Raw genomic sequence first — 1,869 nt, forward strand, 5'->3', positions numbered from 1 at the left:
TTAGAATATGAATTCCAAAGACAATAGAAATAGTTACAAGTGTCTAGCTTCTAGGGTAATGGAAGTGTTTTGCTCATATATGCTTGTCAGTAGCTCTTTGAAATGGGATAATAAAATCAGAGGTGAGGGCCTCCAACTCATATTCCCCTATAAACATAAAAGAATATAAAGCGTAAAAGCATTCTTCTAGTAGATGAAGAATGTTTGATTTATGATATCATAAGTAAAATGTAAATGAGCCATAATAAGAAGTAGGAGAGGTATCCGATAAGCGAAATTATAATAATAAGGAAGGTGATGTTACTATGAGAAAAATACTACTTATACTATGTATTTGTTATACCTGTTTTCAATTAGGGGCTTGTAAAGTGAAGTTTCCAAACGATGCTTTAAATCAGGAATAAATAACGAATACTCAAGATGAAGAAAACATTAATAATAAAAAGGGTAATATTGAGCAGAGTGATTTAAACCTAGAACAAGAAATTAGAACCCCGTATTATTCAATCTCTATACCAGAGGATTGGTCTTATAAAGAGCTTGAGACTGGAACACTATATTTTATGATAGAGAATGAAGAAGTTGGAGGGTTATACATCCAATCATATTATTCAGATAATAGCGATCCGTTAAAAAGACTGCTACCAAATCACTCTGAAATAATTGAATCTAAAAAGTTGGATGGCTTTTTTACCGAAGCACACAAAATGAAGATTATTATTTCACCACCAGCTGCATCTAAAGATATAAGGATTGAAAACTGGACATATATTTTTCTTATAAAAGACAAGACAACGGTATATGAAGTGTTTTTAATACCGATTTAATCGACGAAAATGATATTCTGACTATTGCCAAGAGCTTTAAACTATGACGAATGTCAGTTACATGGTTACATTATTTTTAGCACGAAACGATATCAAATTTTAATATTACAATGAAATGGCTGACTATTATGTTATATGAAGAATAATAGCTATTTAAAAGCCGCTGATTACTACAATAAAATAATTGAAATATATGACTCTGTTTATTAAGTATATTTAAACAAGGGTGCTGCGTTGATTGAATCTAATAATTATAAGGATTGTAAGGTGTCAATGGCCCTGAAATTTAACAAACCATATATTAAGACTGAAGACTATTGCAAAGGAGGAATTACTTTGGATAACTTACCTTATTTAATTACAGTGACAATTGCATGGATAATTGTGATTGTAATTGGAGTAATTGTTTATAAATTTTTTCGCAAGCATGGAAAGTGAGCAACCAGTGGTCTCGGATAGTTCCTCTGGTTCGATAGCGTAAAAAGTTAACTTAAGTAAAATGTAAATGAGCCATAATAAGAAGTAGGAGAGGTATTTAGGATGAAGGAAAATAGAAAGATTATCATTACGAGTCTCATATTCATAAGTTATTTGGTGATTGGAACCTATATTCATACTTTTATAATGAACATAGATTTTTTTGATGAAAAGTATAGTGATACGATTCTCGCAAATATGTATTTTAGACTTATAGTATATTATTTGTATTTCATTTTATTTGGTGCAATAATAGGCGTTGCAGACCTTATTGAAGAGATAAAAAAGAGTGGTAAATGGACCATAAAATGGTGGAAAATAATTATTCAAGGTCTACCAATGGTATATCTAGCATTTCAATACTTTTTATATTTTAATCCTATAAAAATCATACGTGTTATTTCAATTCCTTTCTTTATACAGAACGAATATGTTTCACTGCTTGCTATGATAGCAGTTGGTTATATATTCATAACAAGTATAAAAAGAAATCCAAATATAGAAACACAATCTGAGGGTGAGGATACAATATGACACAAGAAGCTCAGATTAAAACTTTTTATAG

Annotated in this window: 2 protein-coding genes; both read left to right on the top strand. The window is 30.1% G+C overall.

Going from position 1 to position 1,869, the window contains the following annotated elements:
- The first annotated feature begins 563 nt into the window (after positions 1–563).
- Positions 564–827 (top strand): hypothetical protein, encoded by a 264-nt coding sequence (locus tag P0N36_RS15150; protein ID WP_275843720.1) that lies wholly within the window; start codon positions 564–566, stop codon positions 825–827.
- Positions 828–1,367: 540 nt separating this feature from the next.
- Positions 1,368–1,838, top strand: a complete 471-nt coding sequence (locus P0N36_RS15155; protein WP_275843721.1) for a hypothetical protein — start codon at positions 1,368–1,370, stop codon at positions 1,836–1,838.
- Positions 1,839–1,869 lie beyond the last annotated feature (31 nt).

Source organism: Petrocella sp. FN5, from assembly GCF_029210395.1.
In the GTDB taxonomy this organism is placed as follows: Bacteria; Bacillota; Clostridia; order Lachnospirales; family Vallitaleaceae; genus Petrocella.

Excerpts from the sequence above, each read along its gene's own strand:
- P0N36_RS15155 (WP_275843721.1), top strand. The coding sequence starts at position 1,368 with ATGAAGGAAAATAGAAAGATTATCATTACGAGTCTCATATTCATAAGT.
- P0N36_RS15150 (WP_275843720.1), top strand. The coding sequence starts at position 564 with ATGATAGAGAATGAAGAAGTTGGAGGGTTATACATCCAATCATATTAT.